The following is a 17,043-nucleotide window of genomic DNA, read 5'->3' on the forward strand; positions in this document are numbered from 1 at the left end:
AGGAATGCGAATAATGCTGCGCACCAAGGTTTCCCGCACGCTGGCCGCTCTCGTTGTCGGCGTGGTGGCCGCGACGGCCGGATGTGCGGTGGACGGGAATCCGCGGCCGGAGCAGCCCGATCTCAGCGGGCTCGATGTCGGCACCCTCGGCGTCAGCCCGCTCGCCGAGCCCGCCGCGGGTGACGAGCGGTACGGCCGGGTGATCGAATCGGTGCGGATGGGTGAGGCCGTGGTCGATCCGGCCGAGGTCGATCCCGGCCTGAGCTACGCGCTCGGCACGGTGCGGGCGTCGCCGTTGCCGACGCCGGTGAAGACCAACGGCCTGCTGGCCGCTCCGGCCCGTGCGGTGCTCCAGCGGTACGGCATGGTCGCCGGATTCGTCGTCGGCGGGGCCGACCGGGACATCAGCTCGATTCCGGTGGTCGGCTCGGCCCGCATGCTGACGGTGCTGCTGCTGCGCCTGCCCGATGCCGATGCGGCGCGGCGGGCCGCGCAGGAGATCGACGCGATCGACGCCGCGGTCAGCCCCGACAACGTCGGCGTCGACATCGACCGCCACCCGACGGCCCACGCGCACTGGCGTCCGGCGGTGCCCACCCTGGCCGCCACCATGGCCGACGGGGTCTTCGTCATCAGTCTGCTCATCGGGCACACCGCCACCGATCGCGAGGCCATGGCCGGCCTGGCCGCCGACACCTTCGACGCCCAATTGGCCCGCCTGCGCGAATTCCAGCCGACACCCCGCGACGAGATCGCCCGCCTGCCGCTGGACCGCGACGGCATGCTGGCGCGCATGGTGCCGGAAAAGCCCGGGCAGTGGCAGTATCCGGCGGCGATCTCGGCCAGTACGGTCGAGACCGCGGGCTGGAACAGCGCCGTCATCCCGAAGGGCGTGGTCTTCGGTCCGCGCGCGGCACACCTGCGGATCGGGCGCGCGAGCGATCACGGACCGGCCGGCGAGCCGCTGGAGTTGCTCGGCTACAACGGCAGCAACGACTCGCTCGGCCGCTTCGCCGACGCGGCCACCGCGCGACGGGATTTCGACGCCTTCGCCGATGAGGCCGAGATGCCGGGCTACGGCCCGATCGACACCCCGCAGGGCATTCCCGATGTGCGGTGCGTGCAATATCTTTCGGCCGGACCGCAGTGGCCCCGGTACTCCTGCCGCCTCCTCTACGGCCGCTACCAGGCCTTCCTGCGCGGCCGCACGATCGAGGGCACGCATCAGCGCGTCGCCGCCCAGTACGCCCTGCTGGTGAGCACGGCATGAGCGGACGGCTCACTCCCGGGGTCGTGTTCGCGGGGTACCTGATCGAAGGCGTGCTCGGCAGCGGCGGGATGGGGACGGTGTACCTGGCGCGGCACCCGCGGTTGCCGCGCCGCGAGGCGGTGAAAGTGCTGTCGCCGCAACACAGCTCCGATGACGAGTTCCGGGCCAGGTTCGTCCGGGAGGCCGAGCTCGCCGCCCGGCTCGACCATCCCCACATCATTGCCGTCCACGATCGCGGGGTGGCGGAAGATCTTCTATGGATCGCGATGCAATACGTCGACGGGACCGATGCCGCTGAGCTCATCCGGCGTCACCCGTCCGGGCTGGCGCCGGCGCGGGTCGCGCGGATCGTGGCGCAGGCGGCGCGCGGGCTGGATGCCGCCCATCGGGCCGGGATGCTGCACCGCGACGTCAAGCCGGCGAACCTGCTCATCGAGGCCCGTCCCGGTGGCGACGAGTGGGTGTATGTCACCGATTTCGGTATCGCCCGGGCGGCCGGATCGGCGACGGCGCTCACCGAATCCGGCGTGGTCCTGGCGACTTTGGCCTATGCCGCGCCGGAGCAGCTCGCCGCGCGGCCGGTGGATCAGCGCGCCGACGTCTACGCGCTGGGTTGCACCCTGTTCGAACTGCTGACCGCGTCCAAGCCGTTCCCCCGGCCGACCGCCGCCGCGGTACTGCATGCGCACCTCCAGGAACCGCCGCCACGGGCGAGCGTGGTGAACCCGGCCTTGCCGGCGTCCATCGACGCCGTGGTGGCGCAGGCATTGGCGAAGGACCCCGGACAGCGCTTCCCGACCTGTGGTGCGCTGGCGGCCGCGGTCTCGGCAGCCTTGCTCGAGCCGGGGCCGAGGGCCGCGGGAGGGCCTGTCGAGGCATCGGGCCCTGCGCCTGGTGTGCCTGCCGAAACGGTGTCGGGACGGCGGCGAATCGGCCGCGCGGGGGCGCTGGCGCTGGGGTCGGCGCTGCTCCTCGCCGTCATCGCGGGCGCTGTCTGGGCGGTCGGCTCGGATGGTGAAGACACGTCGTCGGCCGCCGCGACATCCACGACAACGTCCGTGCGCGCGTCCACCACCGCGGCCGCGGCCGGATCCACCTGGGGCAGCCACGATTTCGTGGTCCGTAGCTTCCCGCAGCTGCTGCCCGCCACCCCCGACGCGCAGGGATACCAGGGACTGCGGTGCGCGGCCGTCGGGCAGGACATGCGTCCGGTGGATGTGCGGGAACCGGTCGGCCGGGTGGCGCGGCTGCGCTGTAGCGGCAACGGCGCGCCGGTGCAGGCGCTCACGGTGGACTGTCTGGGCGACCGCTCGACGAATCCGGTAACGCCGTTCTCGGATATGACCGTCACCGGGGATCAACCGTGGCATCGCGTCTCCGGCAGCGGCCGGGTGATCTGGGGCGATGTCGTCAGCGAGGGCCGCACCGTGGGCACGCTGTTGATCGGGTTCGATCTGGCCGGGCCGGGCCGCGAGCATTGCCAGGTATTGGTCCTTGGCGGGTCGAACGGTCAGGAACTCTACGACGGCTGGTGGCCGTCGGCCCCGCTCTGACGTGGGGCGTGCGGCGACTGAACACCTACCGCGCCGACCTGTTCCGGGAATCGACCCGGCGCGGATGTCGGTGCCGCGCGGTACAGTTCAGGTCCGCGCGCAGAGAGTGTGCGGCGCTGCCGGACCAGGGGAGGGTCGATGGCGAACCAGGACGAGATAGCCGGGTTCCTCCAGTTGCTGCGCGGGCTGATGGTGCCCGACGAGCGGCCACGCATCGTGCGCACACTGCTACGGCGCCGGCGTCCGCTGCCGCCGCCGATGGTCTGCCTGGTCGCCGAGGAAGCCGGCCCGCTGCTCGAACAGACCCACGACTGGCTGGGTCGCTCGTCCAATCGGGCGGTTCCGCGCGCCTACGTCGACGTGGGCGCGCTGCCGGCGCCGGCGCTCACCCCCGACACCGCGTCGGCGACCCGATTCGACGGCGAGGAGTCGACCGAGAACTGTCTGCCCGTGCTCGAGGAACTGAGCCGCCGGCTCATCTCCGACAACACGGCCATGGGGCCCATCGAGTTCCCGCGCTACCACGCCGCCGACTGGCTCACCCGGCAGCGCTCGGCCGGCGCCCCGATCGACGCCGCCGAACTGCGCGCGCGGCTGCCCCGGCTGCTGCGCATCGGCCGCCGCGACCCCGAGACCAACCCGTCACCCTTCGGTGCGCTGGGCGCCACCATCGAGCGGATAGCGCTGGCGATCTGGGCGGTCGTGCCGATCGTGCGGCTGTGGCTGTGGGTCAGCGGCCTGGTGCCGGGCGTGTCCCGGGAGCCGCGCTGGTTCATGCGCCAGCGCTATCTGGCGCCCGAACTGTCCGACAGCTTCCTGGGATTCGCGCTACGACTCACCGAACAGGGCCGTGAGCGCGAAAACCACGAACAGATCGCCAAACTCCTGGTGCACGCCTTCCTCTCCGATCTCGGTGAGGCCTACCGCCGCCGGCTGCTGCGCCCGTCCAGTTGGCGGCGCACCGCCTATCCGGTGGCGCTGCTCGATGGTGTCGGGCACAACGGTCAGGGCGCGGACCTGCTGCGCTGGATCAACGACATTCGCAATGAGACCGGCCGATTCGATCCGCTGGTGGTGATCGCCGCCGTCGACCGGGCGCCCACGGGCGAGGAAGCGGCGAGCCTCGGCGACCTGGCTCGCCCCGTGGGTGCCGATCGCGACCCGCTGGGCCGGTGGCGCGACACCATCGAGGTGCGTCGCCGCAACCGCGACGCGACCGCCTGGTACCTGCCGCTGCGTATGCCGGATCCGGCCGATGTGCCCCGCGGTGACCTGGGCGAGAACCATCTCGCCCGACCGCCCGCGCCGCCGTGGGCGGCCCGCCGATCGGTGGTGGCGGCGGTCGCGGTGGTGCCGGTCGTGGCCTTGGTGGCGGCGGCCGCGGTGTATGTGCACCCGCGTAATCAAGTCGGCTGTACCGCGTGGCCGTTCTGGTCCGGCGTCGGTGTGGCGGTGCGCGATGGCGAATGCGTCGGTTACAGCGACAATGCCCGCCAGATCTTCGCCGACGATCCCGAGCTGTCGGAAATGCAGCGAGAGGTGTTCCGGCAGAACGCCATCGCCGACCGCATCCGCCGCGCCAACCCGAACCGCCCGATGGTCGCGCTCGTCTATTTCGCCGGCCTTACCTACGCCGACCGGAACATGCGCTATCCGCACGCCCAAGTGGAAGAACTCGCCGGATTGGTGCTGCGCCAGCGCGGCGCGAACGCGCAGAGCAGCGAAGCCGAGCCGCTGCTGCGCATCGTCATCGCCAACGGCGGATCCGGGATGCGGCAGGCGTCCTGGGTGGTGGACAACCTGCTCAGTGACCTGATCCGGGAGGATTCCGATGTCCTCGGCGTCATCGGACTCGACCGCAGCAACGCCGAGACGCGGCGAGCCATCGCACGTCTGGGCGATCTCGGCGTGCCGACTTTCGGCACCACGCTGTCGGCCGATGGGCTGGACGCGGTGTCACCCACGTATTTCCAAGCGGCGCCGAGCAATCGAGTGCAGGCCAGGCTGGTCGCCGGCTATGTGGCCGGAGCCCGGTATCCGGAGGGTACGCCGCGCGCGGGCCAGCCGCGCTACGACAAGGTCACCGTGTTCCACCCGGACAATCCCGACGACATCTATGTGCACACCCTGGTGGCTGACGTCCTCGATGAGCTGGGCGCCCGTGGCATTCCCGCTGACACCTTCAGCTGGTCGCGGCAGCAGGAGTTGTACGGCTTCCCACCACCGTGTGCCCGCAGCGACCCCGGCGAGGGCGAACTGCTGTATTTCGCCGGGCGCAACAACGATTTCGGTGCTTTCGTCAATGCCGTCACCCGGGAATGTCACGCGACCGAGTCACCGCCGATTCTCGGCAACGACGCGGTCACCCGGTTCATCGCCGACCCGGTGGGCAGACAGGCGATCCCGGCCGGGCTCTCGATTCGCTATGTGGCCAAGGGCGTTCCGGTGATGCTCGCGGGACCGGGCTGTGTGCAGGGGCGCGGGGTACTGGGTGATGAGAGCGTCGGACTCGAATTCCAGGATCTGTGTGCCTCACTCGCGGAGCTGATCGAGGACCTGGATCTGTATCGCACACCCTGGCCGGGTGACCGGACCGGATTGTCCTACGACGTCGCCGGTGCGTTCCTGCAAGCGGTGCGTGCCAATCGGGCCCGGCCGGAGCAATCCTCGGGCGAGATCGTGCTGAGCCGCACCGCGATCGCGCTCGAGTTACGCGGTGCGGACTACACCGGCATCACCGGTGTGCTGCGCCTGACCGAGTCCCGGGTCGCCGAGGACGCCACCATCGGTGTGCTGATGGCCGAAGACCTCAGCAGCGACGAAGTCGCACCGCGATGCCTGCTCATGTTCGGCACCCCGGTCGGCGATACGTCCGGCCGGGGAGCGGATGGGTGCCCGGCCGGAACGCACAGCCCCACCGAGGTCTGGCAGCCGCGATGAACCCAACTCACCACCAGGGCTCAGGACGATGCCGCTCCCAGTGCAGTTTCGATTCCAGTTGCGCGGCCAGTGCCACCAGCGTCGGCTCGGTGTTCGCGGTGCCCATCAACTGCGCGCCGACCGGCAGGCCGGAGCCGGTGAACCCGGCGGGCACATTGACACTCGGCCACCCCAGTACATTCCACGGCCAGGTGTACGGACAGGCCGCGGTGATCAGATTGTTGGTGGCCATGACGCCGATGCCGTCGATCTCCTCGGCGCGGGGCGGGGGAGTGGCCGTCGTCGGAGCGAGCACCACATCGAAGTCGTCGAAGAAGCCACCGATCCGGCGGTGCAGCAAGGCTTCCGCCTGCCGCGCCGCGAACAGCGCGGGACCGCTCAGCAGCATTCCGGTGCGCACATTGGCCATCGTGCGCGGATCGACCCGGGCGCCCGGCATCCGGTCGTGGGCCGCGCGGATGCCGGCCATCGAGCGCGGCAGGAACGAAGCACCCATCAGCAGTCCGTAATGCAGGTTGCGCACCGTCACCGAATGTCCCTGTTCGCGCAGGGTTTTCGCGATCCGGTGCACACCGGCCTCGACTTCGGGATGCAGCGCGGTCCTGGTCGCGGTGAACGGGATGTTCAACGACAGCGCGATGCGCAACCGTCCCGGATCGCGGCCCACCGCGTCGGTCAGGGTGATCGGCTCCGGCGTGTGCAGATCGCCAGGATGCGGACCCGCGGCGGCGTCGAGCAGCAGGGCGGCATCACGCACGGTGCGCGCCAGCGGCCCGTTGACAGTGAGTCCGTTGAACGCCTCGGGCAGCGGCCAGGTGGAGATCCGGCCGCGTTGGGGTTTGATGCCGACCAGGTTCGTCCACGCGGCCGGGATACGCACCGAGCCCGCCCCGTCCGAACCCAGCGCCGCGGGAACCAGCCCCGCCGCCACCGCCGCCGACGAACCACCGGACGAGCCGCCCGGCGTGTACTGCGCACCCCACGGATTGCGGGTGTGACCGAAGGCGGCGCCGCTGGTGAACGGCAGCTGCCCGTACTCGCAGGTATTGGTCTTGCCGACGATCACCGCGCCCGCCGCCTTCAGCCGGCGCACCGACTCGGCGTCCTCGGGCTTCGGTTCGAAATCGCCGACGACACCGAACGCCGTCGGCTCACCCGCGATATCGGTGTCGTCCTTGATCGCGATCGGCACGCCGAGCAGCGGCAACCGCTCGCCCGCCGCGATCCGCCGATCCGCCGCCGCGGCCTCGGCCAGCGCCCGCTGCCTGCGCACGACCCGGAACGCGTTGAGCGCGGGCTGGCTGGCCTCGATGCGATCGAGCGCGTCCGTGGTGGCGGCCACCGAACTGATGGTCGTGTTCGCGATGGCCTCGGCCAGCTCGGCCAAGCCGAGTCCGCGCACGGGCGACCCCGTGCTGTTCATCGTGTCGTCCGGCTCCGGCATGTGAGCTCCGTCTCTTCGTCCTCTGTTGTGCACGGTAGCGCGGATTTGGTCACCCGTCCAGGTTGCTTGGGGTTGTCCATGGCCTCCGAGTTGTAGACATACATACGGCATGTATGTAACAGTGGCGATAGCCAGCATGAAAGGGGAGAAATCATGGGAATCAGCTCGTCGCTCGGCCCGATACGCGAGGTCGATCTGCCGGCCGGCCGCATCCGCTACCACGAAACCGGTGAGGGCCCGCACGTCGTCTTCGTGCACGGTTTGCTGGTCAACGCCGATCTGTGGCGCAAGGTCGTGCCGACGGTCGCGGCCGCCGGTTACCGCTGCCTGTCGCCGGATTGGCCGCTCGGCTCGCACACCCTCGCGATGCCCGCCGCCGATCTCACACCCGCCGGCGTCGCCGGCCTCATCGCAGCGTTCCTGGACCGACTCGACCTCACCGATGTCACGATCGTCGCCAACGACACCGGTGGCGCCATCACCCAGATCCTGATGACCCGTCATCCCGAGCGCATCGGTCGCGTCGTGCTGGCATCGGTCGACTGCTACGACAAGTTCCTGCCGCAGCCGTTCACCCTGCTCGGCACACTCGCCCATCTCCCCGGCACGGTGCGCCTCGCGACCGAACTACTGCGCGTGCGGGCCCTGCACCGGCTGCCGGTCGCCTTCGGCTGGGTGGTCAAACATCCCGTTCCCGTCGACATCGTGGACTCGTACTTGCTGCCGAGTCGCACGTCGAAAGCCATCCGCGCTGATGTGCGCCGGTTTCTGAAATCCGCCCGCTCCCACTACACCTTGGAGGCGGCCACCCGGTTCCCGTCCGTCACCTTTCCGGTGCTGGTGGTCTGGGCCCGCGAGGAGAAGCTCTTCCCTGTCCCGCTCGCCGAACGCATGGTCCGCGAACTCCCGAACGCGACATTGCATCTCGTCGACGACGCCTACACCTTCCTTCCGGAAGATCAGCCCGAACAGCTGACCCGCCACATCCTCGAGTTCATGTGCGAACACGTGGTGCGGTAGACGAGGTTCATCGGGAGCCGGCCGAAGGCGTCAGGTGCGAGTTACGCCTGCGTGGCCGGCTCACCGGTGATCGGCGGGCCAGTGGTATTCGACCTGCTGATCGTCGATAGCTACGCCCTGCCTGCGGAGGCTGTCCACCACCTGCACGGTGATATGGCGCGGCGGCCGGTAGTGCGTGCTGTGATCGGAGATCACCCGGATCACCCCGAACGAGGCGGCCAGCTCACCGGCCCCGGCCGACGGCGCTCCGCCCAGGAAGCTGGAGCGGTGGAACTTGCCGAGGATGTGGTGCGGTGAGGAGTAGAGGACCCCGTCGGCGTCCATCACGAAAATCGCCCGCCCACCCTGCGGAGTCCACAGCGTGCGCGCGGCCGCGGTATCGAAGAGCTGGCCGCGGCTGTCGTAGAGGCGGCCGTCGCGAATGTGCAGGCGATACGGTTGCCGCTCCTGTTCATCCAGGTATGTCACCTGACTGCCGTTCCAGCGCCGGTTCCCCGGCAGATCCTCGCCGACGAACTCGGGCTGAATCGGGGTCGTGCGGTACCGCCCACCCGCCCCGTTCGCCGCCGGCAGCAGAGCGGTGACCTGCCGCGGCTCGAGATCGGTGCATTCGATCAGTTCCCTCAGCACGTCCTCGGCCGCCCGATCCCGGGTGGTGGTGAGAATCGCGATACTGCTGGAATCCGGCCAGTACGGTGCAACGAACCCGACCTCGGCCCCAGACCGCAACTGCAGCAACAGGAATTCTTGCTGAGAATCCGTGCGCCGCTGAAAACTCCGCCCGAGAACCTGCTCGATCCGCCACACCGGACGGTGCGACACCGCGATGACGACACCGTTCACGAAGTCCTCGAACCTGTCCTCCGGCAACCACCGAAACGGCGGCTCCGGCCACGGCCGCATCCCATCCAGCCGCTCGACGACGGCCCCCAGAAACCGCCGGAATTCCGCTTCCCCGTGGTTGCTCGGAATCGCGGATGTCAGTTGATCCCCGGACGCCAACCCCGCGACGAGCGCCTCATAGACCTCCTCCGGGTTCGCCCCCAGATACGGCCGCACCAGGACGTTGTCCGCGATCTTCCGCACCGTATGCGGCGACGCGAGATCGTCGAACTGCACGCTGTACAGCACCGCATTGATGATGTGGCTGCTATCCACCCGTGGTCCTTCCCCCGTGCTTGGCGGCAACGCATAGCCCGTCGATAATCGGGAGCTCGCCCCAGGATCCGACCAGCGTTGTGCGGCATTCATTCGTTGGCAGCCTCACGCAGCTCGGCCAGCGACGGCGCGATGCCTTCCGGCGCATCGGGTTCGATCCAACCGGAGTACTCGTCGTAGGGGAAACTGCGGCAGTAGCGGATCGCGTCGACGGGGTGGCGTCGCTCTGCGAAGCACCTGCTGAGCCGGATCAGCCACAGACCTCGCCCGTTGATGCCCTCCAGTCCGGCATACCGGAGCGGCAGGTAGCCCGCCGCCTGCTCGGTCGGCGACGCCCAGAGGAACCCGACGACTTCCCCGTTCTTGGTGACCTCGAGAAAATGGACGGGTGTCGACGTCTCACCTGCATAGGTCGGAGGGTTGGCAACATGTGGTGCACTCCAGTGCCTGTCAGGGCCCGTCGGCGTTCCGTCCGGAAAGATGTCGTCCTGGACCAGTGGGCCCGGACCCATCGGAGGGCCTTCAGGATTGAGCTGGTCCCACAGCCCCTGTATGGAATTCGCCTGCTGCACGACAGCTCCGGCAGGAACTCCGCCGCAACGGGGATCCTCCGGATATCCGATCCAGTGGCGGATGGCTTGTTCCGCGCTAAGTGAATTCCGGTGGTTCTCGAGAAAGCGTTCCTCCCAGAACTCCGCGCATGTGAGATTGTCGGGGTCGGCGGAAACTCTGCGAATATAGCCAGCGGCCTCGACGCCCATGCCGGCCCACAGATATCCAATCAACACCCCCTGTCGGATAATCGGAAGGTAGATAACCGGCCGTCGCGTCCATGCCTCGTATGTGTTCGAGAACCGCGGCGGAGGAAACGTTGGAGAATTCTGCTCGTGATCTTCCATGTCAGAGCTCCTAATTAAAGAGGTGAAAATTTGGTTTCGTTTGTTTTCAGGGAACTGGCGGTATCACTCTGGCTCGGATAAGGTATCGTACGCCTGTGTACCTTTCGCCAGAAGGATTCTCGATCACTTCCCTGATCTCGTACTGGGTGCCACGCTGCAATATCAATTCACGCTGATCGGGGAACGCGCTTCGAGCTCCCATCCAACCCGCATGCGTGCCGGCCGGGAGGTCGAATTCCATACGCACTGGACCATCGAACCGTGCTGGAGGCCTGGCTCCGAGGCTGGAGGAAATGTAGCCCGTCTCAGTCTGAATGGTTCCAACGAGACGGCGCGGATCCCCGCTACCAAGCTCAGTGCCGAATTCATCGATTGTCATGAAGCTGACTTCTTGTAGTCCGCGAACGGCTTCGACGCGCTCGGGTAGCGGACGGGCCAGTGCGCGGTCGAGCCCGGCAAGGTGTGCATAGAAAAGGTCATGCGTGATTGGTCGACCGAAGTCGTGCATCATACGGCCGAGAGTGCTCGCATTGCGCCATATCTCTTGTGCGCGTCTGTCCGGAAGTCGATCGGAAAGAATGGAACGGATGATGTGCTGCTGCTCCGGGCTCAGATCAGTGCGATTTGCCAACATTCGCAACTGTCTGATGGTCGGCGAATTGGTCGGCCCGGTCAGTGGGGCGAGGTTCTGGAAGTAGTGGTGGTCCCGATGCAAATCGTTCAGCCACTGTCCAGGGTTTGAGTTTCGCATGTAATTGTTGATCCACGAATTGACCGTGTATTGGTGTAGTTCGCGGAATTCCGGCGCAGGCATGCCGTCTCGGGTTCGTCCGAGGATCTGCTCGCCATACCAGTGCCCCTCGGCGTCCGAGCTGAATCGGCGCACGGGTGGCGTTGGATGGGGCCGGCCTCCAGCAGGACTGTGGCTTGGAGAGGGAGCTGCGGAGTTTCTCCAACCGCCGAACCATCGTTTCCACCGGCTCGGGCGCGCCGGCGGGGTAGCACTCGGTGGTCTTGTGCCAGCCGGGTTTACGGGACTCGGGGTGTGCGATGCGGCTGGTGGAGGTGGTGTCGGGCGCGGGGTTGGGCTCGGGGGTCGCGGTGGGGAGGAATGTGCGGCCGGGGTGGTGTGTGGGCGCGCGGGGGTGCGCGGTGGGGGTGCCGGTGGGGTTGCAGGTGCTGGGCGTGCCGGGGTCGGCGTGTGTGCTGCTGGGCGTGACGGCGGCGGCGTGTGGGCTGCCAGGCGTGACGGTGGCGGCGTGTGGGCGGCCGGGCGGGAGGCCGGGGTGGATTCTGGGGCGCGGGTGATGTGTTCGTCGCCGCGGGGTGGTAGCGGGTGGGTGGGGCGTGATGCGGGGCCCGCGGGCGGGGTGTGTGCCGGTGCGGTGTTGTGTGGGGGTGCGGGAGTGCGTGTCGGTGACGGGGTGTGTGTCGGGTTTGTTGTCGACGGGGTCGTCGAGTTGTTGCGTGGCCACCATTCCGGCAGCTGGGACCGTCGGCGGTGGAAGTCGGGGTCCTGGTGGGCGTAGAGGGGTGGGGTTGGAGTGGGCGTGCGGGTGGTGGGGTCTGGGGTCGTGGGGGAATGGGCGGGGGAGGTGCCTACGAGGCGATCATTCCGTTCTGGGGCCACTCCTTCTCGCGGCGGGCTCGGTGCACGATTCGGCCCGCTGTGGTCCGAAAAATCCCGTCCTCCGGTTGGTCCGATCGGGCGGTTTCGGTTGCCTTGTCGATCGTCAGGGTCCGGTCCAGGTTGTCCCTGGTCTCCCCGAACTGGTACTCCACCTCGTTCGGGTCGTTGCGGATCTTGTTGTAGTACACCAGCAGTGCCACCGGGTTCGCTCCAATGCGTGTCGTAGCGTTCGCCGGTCCGCGGCGGGACGTCGCGGGACCAGTTGTGGGATTCGTTCGCGTGTGCGTGAGCTTCCTGGTAGGTCGCGCCCGGATGCTCACGCATGTAGGTCGATTCGGCCAGCTCGTGCTCCAGCAACACCATATCGGCTGGTAGCGGGCGTCCGGCGCGGAGCCGGATCCAGGCTTCGGCGATGTCCGGGTTGGCGTCGAAACGCTGGTGGACGATATTGCCGTCGTAGTCGACGCAGGCATGAACGGCTCGGAACAGATGGTTCTTGATCTGCTCGATGTCTTCGCGCGTGAAGGTCGAGCCGTCGGCGCGGCGGTGGTTCGCGAGATTCTGCGCGATCGGATCGATGTCGCTGTCGTCGCCGCGGAATCTGTCGTAGGCATCCTCGGCCCAATCGAAGGCGGAGGCGTCATCTCGGGGACGGATCACACCGCCGGAGAAGGCGGTTTCGTCGTCGGTCTGCTCGGATGACGAATCACGCGGCGCGGGGCTGTCGGTGGTTCGTTGCGTCGACGGTGCCGCTGGGGGCGCGGACGTCGGAGGCGGGTCGGTCGGCGCGGACGTCGCCCGTGTAGGACCGGTTGCGGGATCGGCGGTGGGACGCGGGGGCGTCTGCGGGTCGGATTCGGTCCGGCTGGACGATGCGGTCGTCCGTGATCGACTGTCGGCGGGCGGGATGCCGTTCGAGGGGGACGAATCCGCCGTGCGCCCAGGCGGATTCGTCGCCGCACGGTCGGGCCGCGTCGTGGTCGGGTTCGGCGTTGTGGTGCTGCCGCGGGGGTCTGCCGGGTTTCCGGAGGGTGTGGTGTCTGGACGCGTCGGGTTCGGCGACTGGGTGGATTGCGCCGGGCGCTGGGGTCCGCTCTGCGGGGTCGGCTGTGCCGATTGCGCGGGTGTGGCGGAGGGGTCGGTGGGTGTGGTGGAGCGCGGTGAGTCGGCGGGTTGGGCCGGAGCCGCGAACGATGTGGGCGGCGGGGCCGTGGCGGTGGCGGCCGACGCTGCTGTGGTGGAGGAGTTCGCGGGGTCCTGCGGACTCGTCTGCGGGTCGGACTGGTCGCCGGAGGTGGGGCCGGAGTGCTGGGCCGGTGGGGGCGTGGTGCTCGGTGCCGCCGACTGGGGAGGTGCGCTGGACATGCCGGGCGACGACGGCAGGCCAGAGGTCGGTGCGCTGCTGCTCTGGCCGGTCGATGTGCTGTTCTGGGCCGGGGAGTCGCCGCTGCCCGGGGAGTTGTCCTGCGGGGGGAGGTCCAGCGGGGCAGTGGTCGAGCCGACCGGATTGTCGCTCTGGGCAGGAAGATCGAGCGACGGTTCCTGGCTCGGGGGTGCCGACTGCGGGTCGTCCTGGGCCGGGAGATCGAGCGGGTTGGTGCCGGGCGGGCCGGCGGCAGGCTGCTGCTCCGGAAGGTCGAGCGAATTCGGGGGCTGCGAGTCCGCGCCGGCGGTGTCGTCCTGATCGGGCAGGTCGAGCGAGCTCGGGGCCTGGGACGGCGGATTGTCCTGGGCCGGGAGGTCGAGGGAACTCGGGTTCTGGTTGGTGTTGTCGCCGGGCTGGTTCGAGCCGTCGTTGTCGTCGCCGCCGGTGGGGGCGGGCGGTTGGTTCGGCGGATCGGCGGGCGGCGGATTGTTGCCGGCGTCGGTGGTGCGGGCGCCGTCATCGGAGTTGTTGTCCGAATTGGTGTTGCCGGCTTCGCCCGCGGTCGGCGGTGTTTGTTCCCTGCCGGCGGGACCGTCGGCGCCCTGGCTGCCACCCGGCGCCTCGGAAGTCGGCTCGGTGCTCCGGGACTGGTCGGCGGGTGGATTGTCGACGCCGGTGTCGTCGGCGGGGTCGTCCGCGGACGCGGGCTGAGTGCGGGCGGGAGGCTCGTTGCCGTTGCCGTTGCCGTTGCCGTTGCCGTTGCCGTTGCCGGAGTCGTCGTTGCTGCTCGCGTTGTCGGGGCTGGTTTGGTTGGGCTGGTTGCCCGTGTCGGTGTTGCTTGGGGTGTTCTCGCCGCCGCGGTCGTTGTTGCTGTTGGGGTTGTCGGTGGTGCGGGGGCCGTCGTTGCCGGAGCTGGTGGGGGTGTCGGTGGAGGCGGGTTGGGTGCGGGCGGGCGTCTCGTTGTTGTTGCCGGAGTCGTTGCTGTTGGCGTTGGCCGGGCTGGTTTGGTTCGGCTGGTTGCTGGGGTTGTCTCCGCCGCGGTCGCCGTGGTTGCCTGCGTTGTTGGCCTGGTTCTGGTTGCCGCCCCGGTCGCCGTCGTTGTCGCCGCGGTCGCCGTCGTTGTCGCCGCGCCCGGAGTCGTCGTTCCCGGATTCGGGGTCGTTGTCGGGCCCGTTGTCGGAGTCGTTGCCGGCCCCGGTGTCTCCGCCGTCGTCTCCGCCGCGGTCGAACTGGTTTTGCGCCGCGCCGGCGGCGGCGCTGGTGAAGGTGTCGGCGGAGAGTTCGAATTCTTCGCCGGTAATTCCCGCCATGGCGGCTTGGGAGCCGATGTCAGAGGCGACTTCGGTGGCGTAGTCGGTGGCGAATTGTTTGGCGCGGTTGCCGACGGCGTTGCCCAGGCCTTCGCCGGCGGCGTCGCCGACGCCGTTGGTGAGTCCGCCCTCGCGGCCCAGCCCGCCGGAGATGGCGCCGCCGATCGCGCCGCCGGCGGCGGATTGCCAGACGGCGGTGAAGTCGTCGCGGGACAGTTCCCGGTCGCCCTTGGCGGCCTGGATCAGGCGGATCCCCAGATCGAGCCCGCCCTCCTCCAGCGCGCCGAGGGCGGCTTCCTTCACGACTCGGGTGACGATCCGCTGGAGTAGCTGTTTCATCAGCATGCGGATGGTGATCTGAGTGGCCACTCGCGCTGCGGCCCCGGCGGCAGCTCCGGCGGGGGCGCCGACGCCGGTGGCCATCGCGGCCAGCGCGGCGGCCATTTCGACGGCGAAGATGACCAGTTGGGCGATGATCATCAGTTTGGTGTGTTCGATGTCGTTGGCGCCGTCGTCGACGACATCGGCCTGATCCTTCAGCAGCCCGGTCAGCGCGGACAGGGCGCCGTCGTCGTTGCCGAGTTTCTTCCAGAACGCCTCGATCGCGTCCGCGCTCTGCCCGTCCAACGCGGCGAGTAGCTGGTTGACTTGGCGTTGGGCGTCGTCGCCGAGGTCGTCGAGGGTGGTGGCGGCGGCAGTGTAGGCGTCGGCCATGCGCCGCATGGCGGTCTCATCGCCCTCGGGCCAGTCACCGGCCCCGACGACGTACTTCGCGGCCCATTGCAACGCCTCTGGGATTTCGATTCCCACCCCGGCGCCCTCCCGTCTCGTTTTCGGCCAAGAACCTATCGACACAGACATAGACGTGGCGAATCAGGTTTCGGTTCCATCCGATCGCGGGCGAGTTGCCGATCGCGGTTGATCTGGAGTTCACTCGGCACCATGCCGCGACGCAGTCAGGAGGATCGGTCCCGGGCCACCAGGATGGCCTTGGAGCAGGCCGGGCTGCGGCTGTTCACCGAGAAGGGATTCGCCGCCACCTCGGCGGAGGAACTGGTGAGCGCGGCGGGGGTGACGCGCGGTGCCCTGCATCATCACTACGGCGACAAGCGCGGGCTGTTCCTCGCGGTGCTCGAGCAGCTGGAGATCGACGCGACGGCCGAGGTCACCCAGGCGATCGCGGCGGTCGACCCGGACGACCTGCTGACGACCATGGCCACCGGCCTGGCCACCTTCCTGGAGATCTGCCGGCGACCGTCCATGGTCCGCATCGCGCTCTCCGACGCCCCTGCGGTGCTTGGCTGGCAGGCCTGGCGGGAATTCGAGGCGAAGCACGGACTCGGGGTGATCATCGACCAGCTCGAGCGCGCGCGGGCCGCCGGCCTGGTCGCCGAGGTCCCGGTGCGGGTGCTGGCGCAGCTGATCTTGAGTGCGGTGGCCGAGTCGGGCCTGATCGTCGCACACGCCGACGACCCGGACGCCGCGCGAATGCAGGCGCAGCAGTCGCTGATGATGTTGGTCGCGGGCATCCTGCGGACCGGGTGAGCGGCCGTGCCTGATGCCTGCTGTCACCCATTCGTGAAAGACTGAGCACGTGCGTTTGTACCGTGACCATGCCGTCGTACTCCGCCAGCACAAGCTGGGCGAAGCCGACCGCATCGTCACATTGCTGACCAGGCAGAACGGTCTCGTTCGCGCGGTCGCCAAGGGTGTGCGGCGGACGAAATCGCGCTTCGGCGCCCGGCTGGAACCGTTCGCCTACATCGATGTGCAGCTGCATCCCGGGCGCAATCTCGACACCATCACCCAGGTGCACACGGTGGAGGCCAACGCGGCGGGCATCATCGACGACTACGGCCGCTACACCACCGCCTGCGCGGTCCTGGAAACCGCCGAACGACTGGCCGGGGAGGAACGCGCTCCCGCCGCCCGCCTGCACATCCTCACCGCAGGCGCCCTGCGCGCGATCGCGGCCGGCCAGCGCCCGCATGAGCTGGTTCTCGACGCATTCCTGTTGCGCGCCATGGGTTTCGCCGGTTGGGCGCCCGCGCTTGACGAATGCGCCCGCTGCGCCACACCCGGCCCGCATCGCGCCTTCCATGTGGCCGCCGGTGGCGCGGTGTGCGTGCACTGCCGTCCCCCCGGTGCGGCGACGCCCGGCCCCGGGGTGCTCGATCTGATGATCGCCCTGCATCGCGGCGAATGGGATTTCGTCGACACCGTCCCCGACGCCACCCGCCGCCAGGCCAGCGGTCTGATCGCGGCGCATCTGCAATGGCATCTCGAGCGGCAGCTGCGGACGTTGCCGCTGATCGAACGGTCCCGCCCGGCGAGTGCCAGCGCACTCGCCTCCTCCGGCGACCGGGCCGGCTGAGCGCGCCGTCGACCGTCGTGCACCACACCGACCGGTCGGCTACCCGAACGCGATGACGTCGCGTTCACGGCATCGGGCA

The 17,043-nt window shown here is 68.9% G+C and carries 11 protein-coding genes; 7 read left to right on the top strand and 4 right to left on the bottom strand.

All coding sequences use genetic code 11. From position 1 onward, the window contains the following. The first annotated feature begins 13 nt into the window (after positions 1-13). The 3 genes from NOCYR_RS07545 to NOCYR_RS07555 all read left to right on the top strand — a co-directional run bounded on the left by NOCYR_RS07545 (position 14) and on the right by NOCYR_RS07555 (position 5,763). Complete coding sequence (locus NOCYR_RS07545) at positions 14-1,270, top strand: DUF7373 family lipoprotein (protein WP_014349763.1); 1,257 nt, start codon at positions 14-16, stop codon at positions 1,268-1,270. Next, positions 1,267-2,823, top strand: coding sequence for a serine/threonine-protein kinase (locus tag NOCYR_RS27895; RefSeq protein ID WP_014349764.1), 1,557 nt, complete (start codon positions 1,267-1,269; stop codon positions 2,821-2,823). Before NOCYR_RS07545 ends, NOCYR_RS27895 begins: the two co-directional genes overlap by 4 nt. Before the next feature lie 138 nt (positions 2,824-2,961). Continuing rightward, positions 2,962-5,763, top strand: a complete 2,802-nt coding sequence (locus tag NOCYR_RS07555) for a hypothetical protein (RefSeq protein ID WP_014349765.1) — start codon at positions 2,962-2,964, stop codon at positions 5,761-5,763. A 7-nt stretch (positions 5,764-5,770) separates the two neighbouring features. Here NOCYR_RS07555 and NOCYR_RS07560 read toward each other — a convergent pair whose 3' ends face one another. Next, positions 5,771-7,207: an amidase gene (locus tag NOCYR_RS07560; RefSeq protein WP_014349766.1), complete on the bottom strand. Its 1,437-nt coding sequence runs from the start codon at positions 7,205-7,207 to the stop codon at positions 5,771-5,773. Between the two features lie 153 nt (positions 7,208-7,360). Here NOCYR_RS07560 and NOCYR_RS07565 point away from each other — a divergent pair, with 153 nt between their 5' ends. After that, positions 7,361-8,227: an alpha/beta fold hydrolase gene (locus NOCYR_RS07565; protein WP_014349767.1), complete on the top strand. Its 867-nt coding sequence runs from the start codon at positions 7,361-7,363 to the stop codon at positions 8,225-8,227. A gap of 60 nt (positions 8,228-8,287) precedes the next feature. Here NOCYR_RS07565 and NOCYR_RS07570 read toward each other — a convergent pair whose 3' ends face one another. The 3 genes from NOCYR_RS07570 to NOCYR_RS30715 all read right to left on the bottom strand — a co-directional run bounded on the left by NOCYR_RS07570 (position 8,288) and on the right by NOCYR_RS30715 (position 14,959). Next, the gene (locus NOCYR_RS07570) at positions 8,288-9,385 is read right to left on the bottom strand and encodes a hypothetical protein (protein ID WP_014349768.1); all 1,098 of its coding nucleotides are present in this window, start codon (positions 9,383-9,385) and stop codon (positions 8,288-8,290) included. 89 nt (positions 9,386-9,474) lie between these two features. Continuing rightward, on the bottom strand, positions 9,475-10,284 hold the full coding sequence (locus tag NOCYR_RS07575) for a hypothetical protein (protein ID WP_148280560.1): 810 nt from the start codon (positions 10,282-10,284) through the stop codon (positions 9,475-9,477). Positions 10,285-10,330: 46 nt separating this feature from the next. Further along, entirely contained in the window at positions 10,331-14,959 is a 4,629-nt protein-coding gene (locus tag NOCYR_RS30715; protein ID WP_148280561.1) for an ADP-ribosyltransferase, read from the bottom strand. Positions 14,960-15,055: 96 nt separating this feature from the next. Here NOCYR_RS30715 and NOCYR_RS29660 point away from each other — a divergent pair, with 96 nt between their 5' ends. From NOCYR_RS29660 to recO, 3 genes are all read left to right on the top strand, one after another. Continuing rightward, a complete protein-coding gene (locus NOCYR_RS29660) occupies positions 15,056-15,229 on the top strand; it encodes a hypothetical protein (protein WP_158430136.1) in 174 nt (57 codons plus the stop codon). Between the two features lie 303 nt (positions 15,230-15,532). Beyond that, on the top strand, positions 15,533-16,135 hold the full coding sequence (locus NOCYR_RS07585) for a TetR/AcrR family transcriptional regulator (RefSeq protein ID WP_148280562.1): 603 nt from the start codon (positions 15,533-15,535) through the stop codon (positions 16,133-16,135). Positions 16,136-16,184: 49 nt separating this feature from the next. Next, entirely contained in the window at positions 16,185-16,964 is a 780-nt protein-coding gene (gene recO, locus NOCYR_RS07590; protein WP_014349772.1) for a DNA repair protein RecO, read from the top strand. Positions 16,965-17,043 lie beyond the last annotated feature (79 nt).

Origin of the sequence: Nocardia cyriacigeorgica GUH-2, assembly GCF_000284035.1 — a bacterium.
GTDB classification, from domain to species: domain Bacteria; phylum Actinomycetota; class Actinomycetes; order Mycobacteriales; family Mycobacteriaceae; genus Nocardia; species Nocardia cyriacigeorgica_B.

Excerpts from the sequence above, each read along its gene's own strand:
- NOCYR_RS07545 (WP_014349763.1), top strand. The coding sequence starts at position 14 with ATGCTGCGCACCAAGGTTTCCCGCACGCTGGCCGCTCTCGTTGTCGGC.
- NOCYR_RS27895 (WP_014349764.1), top strand. The coding sequence starts at position 1,267 with ATGAGCGGACGGCTCACTCCCGGGGTCGTGTTCGCGGGGTACCTGATC.
- NOCYR_RS07555 (WP_014349765.1), top strand. The coding sequence starts at position 2,962 with ATGGCGAACCAGGACGAGATAGCCGGGTTCCTCCAGTTGCTGCGCGGG.
- NOCYR_RS07560 (WP_014349766.1), bottom strand. The coding sequence starts at position 7,207 with ATGCCGGAGCCGGACGACACGATGAACAGCACGGGGTCGCCCGTGCGC.
- NOCYR_RS07565 (WP_014349767.1), top strand. The coding sequence starts at position 7,361 with ATGGGAATCAGCTCGTCGCTCGGCCCGATACGCGAGGTCGATCTGCCG.
- NOCYR_RS07575 (WP_148280560.1), bottom strand. The coding sequence starts at position 10,284 with ATGGAAGATCACGAGCAGAATTCTCCAACGTTTCCTCCGCCGCGGTTC.
- NOCYR_RS07585 (WP_148280562.1), top strand. The coding sequence starts at position 15,533 with ATGCCGCGACGCAGTCAGGAGGATCGGTCCCGGGCCACCAGGATGGCC.